This window comes from Stenotrophomonas sp. S39 (assembly GCF_016624665.1).
In the GTDB taxonomy this organism is placed as follows: Bacteria; Pseudomonadota; Gammaproteobacteria; order Xanthomonadales; family Xanthomonadaceae; genus Stenotrophomonas.
In genome coordinates, this window is record NZ_JACVTT010000141.1 from 1 (window position 1) to 7,598 (window position 7,598).

The following is a 7,598-nucleotide window of genomic DNA, read 5'->3' on the forward strand; positions in this document are numbered from 1 at the left end:
GGGCCAGGGCGAGTTCGCACTGGGGCAATGGGCCAGCGATCGGGGGGATGCCGCCCTGGCCGCCAGGCACTACGCACGGGCGGTGGCGATCTGGCGCCAGCCCGACCACACCGCACTGCTGCCGCAGGCGTTGCTGGCACAGGCAAGCGCGCTGCAGCAGGCCGGGCAGCCGGGCCCCGCGCGCGCTGCGCTGGCCGAAGCGCGCCAGCTGCTGCTGGCCCAGCGCGGGGCACAGGCCCCGGCACTGCGTGAGCTGGACGCGCGGCTGGCCGCGCTGGCGCAGCCTGAACCAGCCGTACAGCCCTCCGCTGCCCGTTAACGTTTGTCTGCCTATGATGGCCGACCTTTCCCTTGCTTCCGCGCCTGCATGCAACGACGCGACTTCCTCCGCAATGCCTCCCTGGCCCTGGCCGCCTTTGGCCTGCCGACCCTGCCGGCCTGCGCGGCCGGGAAGAGTGGCCAGCTCGGCCTGCGCCGGCTCGGCCAGCCGGAGCCGTTCGACTTCGCCACCCTGAAGGGCCAGGCCTGCGCACTGGCGCAGGCGCCGTACCAGAGCCACAAGCGGGTGCTGCCCAAGCCGCTGGAAGCCCTCGACTGGGACCAGTACCAATCCATCGGCTACCGCCAGGACCATGCGCTGTGGGCCGACCAGCCCGGCAGGTTCCAGGCGAAGTTCTTCCACCTGGGCCTGTACTTCCATTCGCCGGTGCGGATGTTCGACGTGGTCGACGGCAAGGCGCAGGAACTGGCCTATGACGGTGCGGCTTTCAATTACGGCAAGAGCGGCCTGAAGAACGGCGAGCTGCCGGCTGACCTGGGCTTTGCCGGGTTCCGCCTGAACACCCGCAAGGACACCGACCGCGATTTTGCCGCTTTCCTCGGCGCCAGCTATTTCCGCGCCGTCGGCAAGGAAGGCCAGTACGGCCAGTCCGCGCGTGCGCTGGCCATCGATACCGGCATGGGCAAGCCGGAGGAATTCCCCGATTTCATCGCCTACTACCTGGAACAGCCGGCGGCCGACTCGGACACGATCGTGGTCTACGGCCTGCTCGATTCGCCCAGCGTGGCCGGTGCCTACCGCTTCGCCATCACCAATGGCGACGTGCTGCTGATGGATATCGACAGTGCGCTGTACCCGCGCAAGGCGATCGAGCGCCTGGGCATCGCCCCGTGCACCAGCATGTACCAGGTGGGCGAGAACGACCGCCGCATGGGGTGGGACTGGCGCCCGGAAATCCACGACACCGATGGCCTGTCGATGTGGACCGGTGCCGGCGAATGGATCTGGCGACCGCTGGTGAACCCGCGCAACCTGCGCTTCAACATGTTCGTCGACCACAACCCGCGCGGCTTCGGCCTGCTGCAGCGCGATCGCAACTTCGACCATTACCAGGATGACGGCGTGTTCTACGAGAAGCGCCCGTGCCTGTGGGTGGAGCCGAAGGGCGAGTGGGGCGATGGTTCGGTGCAGCTGGTGGAGATCCCCACCGTGGACGAAACCTTCGACAACATCGTGGCGTTCTGGAACCCGAAGGAAAAGCCGCAGCCGGGCCAGGAGCTGCTGGTCGGCTACCGCCTGTTCTGGGGCGCCGAGCCGCCGGCACGCACGCCGCTGGCGCACTGCGTGGCCACCCACACCGGCCTGGGCGGCGTGGTGGGCAAGAAGCGCGAGTATTTCAGCTGGCGCTTTGCGGTGGACTTCGAAGGCGGCGAGCTGGCCAGGCTGATCGACAAGGGCGAAGTGGAGGCGGTGGTGGAAGCCAGCCGCGGCCGGGTGGAGATCGTGTCGGCGCGGCCGCTGCGCGAGATCAACGGCTACCGCGCGATGTTCGACCTGGTGCCGCCGGACGGCAGTACCGAGCAGATCGACATCCGCCTGTACCTGCGCAGTGGCGGCAAGCCACTCACCGAAACCTGGCTGTACCAGTACACCCCGCCGCCGGCGGGCGCACCGGAGCGCACGCTGTACTGAGGCCGCGCTGTAACCGGAGCATGTGGGCGTGCAGGGCGCCGCCCTGCACGCCATGCCGGCGGTGTTACTTGCCGCGGGTGTCTGCCGGTGCAGGCGCCGGCGGTGGTGCAGGTGCGACGGTGGGCACGCCGACGTCAACCGTGCCGCGCCGGATCTTCATCCAGTTTTCGTCCTGCCAGCGCTGGTAGCGGTCGGGATCCCAATAGGTGGGGTCATACAGGCGATCGGCCTTGATGGTGCGGCTCACGCCCCCGTCCATGTAGACGATGTCCACGTTGTTGGACAGCGAGCCGGTGCGGCTGCCGGTCATCGCCCGCTTGCCGCGCTGCAGTTCGGCGGCCAGGCGCGGCCGGGCCGCCGCATCACCGTACTCATCGCGCAGCCGCAGTGCCTGCGCCCGTGCCTCTGCCTGCTTTTCCAGCGGCAATGCGGCCCAGAATCTGTCACGCAGTTCAAGCATCAGCGGGTAGCCGCGCTCGGAGGCGACATCCATCCAGGCGTAGGCCATGACCGGGTCGGCGGCACGCTTGACGCCGTACCAGTACATCTCGCCGAGCAGGCCCTGTGCCGGCTTGTCCGCATAGCGGGCAGCCTTGCGGAAATTGTCCATCGCCGCCTCGGCATCACCCTGCTGCAGGGCATTCATTCCCCACTGGCGGAACTTCATGTCCGGATGGCCATCCAGGAAGCCGGCACCGAGCAGCGCCGCATCGTCCTGCGGCGAAGCCGCCTGGCCGGCTGCCGTGGCAAGCCCCGGCAGGAACATCAAAGGAAGCAGCAACAGGACGGAGCGCATGACGGACTTCCCGATCAACGGTGACGTTGGCCCAGCCTAGGGCGGTCACCGCGGCCTTGTAAACGGCCGGACGTCACGCCCGCCTACAGCGGCAGGGGCGCCTGCGCCGGGTCGATCCGGCCTTCACCGCGGGTGATTTTCTTGAATTCCGCCCGGCTCACCGACACATAGCGCTCGTTGCCACCGATCTCGACCTGCGGGCCGTCCTGCACGGCGTGGCCATGCTCGTCCACGCGCACGGTCATCGTCGCCTTCTTGCCGCTGTGGCAGATCGTCTTGATCTCCTGCATCTCGTCGGCCCAGGCCAGCAGGTACTGGCTGCCCTCGAACAGCTCGCCGCGGAAATCGGTGCGCAGGCCGTAGCACAGCACCGGGATGCGCAGCTGGTCGACCACCTCGCTCAGCTGCCAGACCTGCGCGCGGGTCAGGAACTGCGCCTCGTCCACCAGCACGCAGCCCATCGGGCCGTTGTCGTCCAGGTCCTGGGCCACCCAGCGCTGCAGGTCGCTGTCGCGGTCGAAGGCCATGCCCTCGGCGCGCAGGCCGATGCGCGAGGCGACCACGCCGGCACCGGCGCGGTCGTCCAGGCGCGGGGTCAGGATCGCCACCCGCATGCCGCGCTCGCGGTAGTTGTGCGCGCTCTGCAGCAGGGTCGTGGTCTTGCCGGCGTTCATCGCCGAATAGTAGAAATAGAGCTTGGCCATCGGCCGATTGTACGCCGCTGCCCCGGCGCGCCGAAGCCGTTCAGCATCCCCACCGGCCGGCGGCTGTGGCCGTCACCCGGGACCGCTACAATCCCCCTCCAATGCACGGTCTCAATCCTCCCCAAGCCGCCGCCGTCCTGCACATCGAAGGCCCGTTGCTGGTGCTCGCCGGTGCCGGCAGTGGCAAGACGCGCGTGATCGTCGAGAAGATCGCCCACCTGATCGGCTGCGGGCGTTACCCCGCGCGCCGCATCGCGGCGATCACCTTCACCAACAAGTCGGCCAAGGAAATGCGCGAGCGCGTGGCCAAGCGCCTGCGCGAGCAGGACGCCGACGAGGTGACCATCTGCACCTTCCACGCCCTGGGCCTGAAATTCCTGCAGATCGAACACGCGGCGGTGGGCCTGAAGCGTGGCTTCTCGATCTTCGATGCCGACGATGCCGCCGCGCAGATCAAGGACCTGATGTCCGGCGCCAAGCCCGACGACATCGAGGACATGAAGAACCTGGTGTCGCGCGCGAAGAATGCCGGCCTGTCGCCCGAGCAGGCGATGGCCGCCGCGCGCAGCAACCGCGAGAAGGAAGCGGCCAGCGTCTACGAGCGCTATCAGCTGCGCCTGACCGCATTCAATGCAGTCGACTTCGATGACCTGATCCGCCTGCCGGTGCAGGTGCTGGAAGAAAATCCGGACATCGCCGTGGCCTGGCGCGAACGCATCGGCTACCTGCTGGTGGACGAATGCCAGGACACCAACGATGCGCAGTACCGGCTGCTCAAGCAGCTGGCCGGTGACAAGGGCAACTTCACCTGCGTGGGTGACGACGACCAGTCGATCTACGCCTGGCGTGGCGCCAACCCGGAAAACCTGCAGCAGATGGGGCGCGACTATCCGGCGCTGGAGATCATCAAGCTGGAGCAGAATTACCGCTGCTCCAACCGCGTGCTGCGCGCGGCCAACGCGCTCATTGCCAACAACCCGCACGAACACCTGAAGAAGCTGTGGAGCGACCAGGCCGACGGCGAGCGCATCCGCGTGTGGGAATGCCGCAACAGCGAACACGAAGCGGAGAAGGTGGCCGCCGAGATCGCCTTCGTGGCGCAGGCGCACAAGGTGCCGTGGAGTGATTTCTGCATCCTGTTCCGTGGCAACTTCCAGTCGCGGCCGCTGGAAAAGGCGATGCAGCTGCTGCGTATCCCCTACCATCTGACCGGCGGCACCATGTTCCTGGAACGCCAGGAAGTGAAGGACACGCTGGCCTGGCTGCGGCTGCTGGTGAACCCGGACGACGACACCGCGTTCATGCGTGCGGTGCAGTCGCCCAAGCGCGATGTCGGCGCCGGTACGCTGGCCAAGCTGGCCGAGCTGGCGCAGGAAAAAGACATCCCGATGGCGCATGCCGCCGAGTCGATCGGCGCACTGCAGCAGCTGCCGCCGCGTGCGGCCAACAGCCTGGCGCGCTTCACCGACATCCTGCGCGACCTGCGCGCGCAGACCCGGGAGATCACCTCCGGCGACATGATCCGCAAGGTCGCCAAGGAATCGGGCCTGCTGAGCGAGCTGCGCCAGCAGGCCAAGGAAGAGGCCAGCTACCAGCGCCGTGCCAACAACATCGAGGAACTGGCGCAGTGGTTCGAGGGCGGCCCGCGCGGCGCCACCGCCGCCGACCTTGCCGGCCAGCTGGCGCTGCTGTCGCGCAGCGACAAGGATGAGGGCGGCAACCAGGTACGCATGATGACCATGCATGCGTCCAAGGGCCTGGAATTCCCCTATGTCTTCATTGTTGGCTGCGAGGACGGCGTGCTGCCGCACCAGGTCAGCCTGGACGAAGGCAACCTGCAGGAAGAGCGGCGCCTGCTGTACGTGGGCATCACCCGCGCGAAGATCCAGCTGTGGATGAGTTACAGCAAGCTGACGCGCAAGTTCGGCGAGCACGTGCGGTTGAAGCCGAGCCGGTTCTTCGAGGAGATTCCGGCCGAGGAGATCCAGCGCGATGGCGCCGACCCGGTGGCGGATGCGGCGCGGAAGAAGGAGCGCGCGACGGCGGGGTTGGCCGCGATCGAGGCGCTGTTCGATTGAGGATCGAAAAGCCACTAAAGTGGTATTCCAATCCGTCCGATTGACGCTTCTGGCCTTGAGCCTGCATCGGGTTAAGGCCTAGTGTGAGCGCACCCGAAGTGCGCGCCGTGTCCTTCATCGTGTCCAACGACATCCCTCCTGTTCTCACCCGTACCTTCCTCGGGCTGGGAGTGGTCCTGCTTGTTTCAGCGCTTCTGGCCTACGTTGGTGCCAGGCGCTTCCTCGATGCGGCGGTCATTGCCGATGGCAGGATCACCCATGTGGCTGCCAGCGTTGATCGCGGTGGTTCGCGCACTTCACGGGTAAAGTTCCTGTACTGGGTGGACTTCACTACCAGCAGCGGGCAAGTGATGCGGTTCTTCGCAGGTCGTACCAGCCGTCGTGCCTACATGACGGGCGATCATGTAGATGTGCTTTACCTGCCGGACCGCCCGGACAAGGCCCTGGTGCGTTCGCTCTCATCACCCTGGGGCCTGGGCGTCATACTGGGATTGGGCGGCGGCCTATTCCTGCTGGCGGTGGGACTTATGCACCTGCCGCAGGCAGCGAGGGCATGGCGGCGCAGGCAGCTCCTTCGCCACGGGACACGGGTGCAAGCCAAGGTCCGGGCGATCAAGCGCGATCGCGGACTATTTTCGGGGGGAAGGCATCCGTTCGTCATCGTCTGCGCCTGGCGCGATCCTGAAACCACTCGATGGCATGTCTTCCACAGTGCGTATCTCTGGGCCGATCCCCGTGCACAGGTGAGTGGGCGTGAACTGGATGTCCATGTCATGCCGGGCAATCCGCGCTACTACCATGTCGATACCTCCTTCATTCGATCAGCGCCGGCACCTGCACGCTGATCGATCAACCCGGCAGCACCATGCCCACCCTCCTCAGATGTTTTTTGCTGTTTTTCTTTGCCGTGGGCCTGCTGATCCTTCTGGCCGCCGCCTGGCTGTTCGTGGACGTCCAGCGTTTCGCGCGCAAGGCCGTTTCCGTAACCGGAACGGTGGTGGCCGTCCAGGCAGAGGATGCCCGGTCGGAAATGGAGGGGATGCCCGCACGTGACATCACCCTGCATCGCCCGGTGGTGAGGTTCCAGACCGCACAGGGGCAGATGATTCAGTTCACCGCGTCCTTTGCTACCGGGGCACCACTGTACGTGGTCGGCGAACAGGTACAGGTGCTATATCCCGGCGGCATGCCTTCCAAGGCTCGTATCCAGCACCCGGGATTGCGCTGGGGCGCACCGCTGCTGTTGGCGCTGATGGGCATGGGGTTCTGCCTGATCGCCGCATGCGTCCATCGCCTGTGCGTGCGCTACTGGCCGATCCTGTTCGGCCCGCGTGACGGGGCATGTGGCTAGGCTGAGCATCGTAGTGGCCCACTTGGCCTGAGCGTGCTGCACGGCGGGCGCTGGCGTTGCAAAATCGAGGTATTCCTTCCGGAGCCCACCCATGCATCCCATCGAAAGCGAACGCCTGCGGCTGCGCCGCCTGGAACCAGACCGGGATGCTGCGCCGATGCTGGCACTGCTCAACGATCCAGGCTTCGTGCGCTTCATCGGTGATCGCAACGTGCGCAGCGAGGAGCAGGCGCGGGAGTACATCGCGCTGCGGGTGCTGCACAGCTATGCGCTGAATGGTTTCGGGATGTACGCGATCGAGCGGCTCTCCGATGGCGCGTGGCTGGGCAACGCCGGCCTGGTGCGGCGTGATGGCCTGCCGGGGCCGGATATCGGCTATGCGGTGCTGTCGGAGTTCGCGGGGCAGGGCTATGCCAGCGAGGCGGCGCGGGCGGTGTTCACGCATGCGCGCTCGCAGCTGGACATCGAGGATCTGTACGGCATCACCGACCTGGACAACGTGGCCTCCGGGCGCATCCTGCTGGGGCTGGGCATGCAGGAACGCGGGGTAATCGAGCTGCCGAACGTGGACAGCCCAAGCCGGTTGTACGCCACGCCGGGGGCGGCCGAGGTTTGATTGTGGTGGGGGGGGGGGGGGGGGGGGGGGGGGGGGGGGAAAGGGGGGGGGCCGCCCCCCCCCCCCCCCCCCCCCCCCCCC

Annotated in this window: 8 protein-coding genes; 6 read left to right on the forward strand and 2 right to left on the reverse strand. The window is 67.0% G+C overall.

Features of this window, described 5'->3' with window-relative positions:
* A partial coding sequence (locus tag IAE41_RS21095) for a hypothetical protein (protein WP_200734441.1) occupies nt 1–319 on the forward strand: 319 nt, incomplete at its 5' end.
* 48 nt (nt 320–367) lie between these two features.
* A complete protein-coding gene (locus IAE41_RS21100) occupies nt 368–1,972 on the forward strand; it encodes a glucan biosynthesis protein D (RefSeq protein WP_200734442.1) in 1,605 nt (534 codons plus the stop codon).
* Between the two features lie 64 nt (nt 1,973–2,036).
* On the opposite strand, the gene IAE41_RS21105 is transcribed toward IAE41_RS21100, so the two are convergent.
* Together IAE41_RS21105 and IAE41_RS21110 are read right to left on the reverse strand one after the other, a co-directional pair.
* Nucleotides 2,037–2,768, reverse strand: coding sequence for a sel1 repeat family protein (locus tag IAE41_RS21105; RefSeq protein ID WP_200734443.1), 732 nt, complete (start codon nt 2,766–2,768; stop codon nt 2,037–2,039).
* Between the two features lie 83 nt (nt 2,769–2,851).
* The gene (locus IAE41_RS21110) at nt 2,852–3,472 is read right to left on the reverse strand and encodes a thymidine kinase (RefSeq protein ID WP_079224565.1); all 621 of its coding nucleotides are present in this window, start codon (nt 3,470–3,472) and stop codon (nt 2,852–2,854) included.
* A 101-nt stretch (nt 3,473–3,573) separates the two neighbouring features.
* Between IAE41_RS21110 and IAE41_RS21115 the strand changes: the two genes are divergently transcribed.
* The 4 genes from IAE41_RS21115 to IAE41_RS21130 all read left to right on the forward strand — a co-directional run bounded on the left by IAE41_RS21115 (nt 3,574) and on the right by IAE41_RS21130 (nt 7,517).
* Nucleotides 3,574–5,550, forward strand: coding sequence for a UvrD-helicase domain-containing protein (locus IAE41_RS21115; RefSeq protein WP_200734444.1), 1,977 nt, complete (start codon nt 3,574–3,576; stop codon nt 5,548–5,550).
* A gap of 83 nt (nt 5,551–5,633) precedes the next feature.
* The gene (locus IAE41_RS21120) at nt 5,634–6,395 is read left to right on the forward strand and encodes a DUF3592 domain-containing protein (RefSeq protein WP_200734445.1); all 762 of its coding nucleotides are present in this window, start codon (nt 5,634–5,636) and stop codon (nt 6,393–6,395) included.
* A 20-nt stretch (nt 6,396–6,415) separates the two neighbouring features.
* Nucleotides 6,416–6,901: a DUF3592 domain-containing protein gene (locus tag IAE41_RS21125; RefSeq protein ID WP_106551157.1), complete on the forward strand. Its 486-nt coding sequence runs from the start codon at nt 6,416–6,418 to the stop codon at nt 6,899–6,901.
* A gap of 91 nt (nt 6,902–6,992) precedes the next feature.
* Nucleotides 6,993–7,517 carry a GNAT family N-acetyltransferase gene (locus IAE41_RS21130; protein ID WP_200734446.1) on the forward strand — a complete coding sequence of 175 codons (525 nt, stop codon included), beginning with the start codon at nt 6,993–6,995 and terminating at the stop codon, nt 7,515–7,517.
* Nucleotides 7,518–7,598: the final 81 nt, after the last annotated feature.

Bases quoted from the DNA above. Each gene is read 5' to 3' on its own strand.
- IAE41_RS21125 (WP_106551157.1), top strand. From the start codon at position 6,416: ATGCCCACCCTCCTCAGATGTTTTTTGCTGTTTTTCTTTGCCGTGGGC.
- IAE41_RS21100 (WP_200734442.1), top strand. From the start codon at position 368: ATGCAACGACGCGACTTCCTCCGCAATGCCTCCCTGGCCCTGGCCGCC.
- IAE41_RS21130 (WP_200734446.1), top strand. From the start codon at position 6,993: ATGCATCCCATCGAAAGCGAACGCCTGCGGCTGCGCCGCCTGGAACCA.
- IAE41_RS21110 (WP_079224565.1), bottom strand. From the start codon at position 3,472: ATGGCCAAGCTCTATTTCTACTATTCGGCGATGAACGCCGGCAAGACC.
- IAE41_RS21115 (WP_200734444.1), top strand. From the start codon at position 3,574: ATGCACGGTCTCAATCCTCCCCAAGCCGCCGCCGTCCTGCACATCGAA.
- IAE41_RS21105 (WP_200734443.1), bottom strand. From the start codon at position 2,768: ATGCGCTCCGTCCTGTTGCTGCTTCCTTTGATGTTCCTGCCGGGGCTT.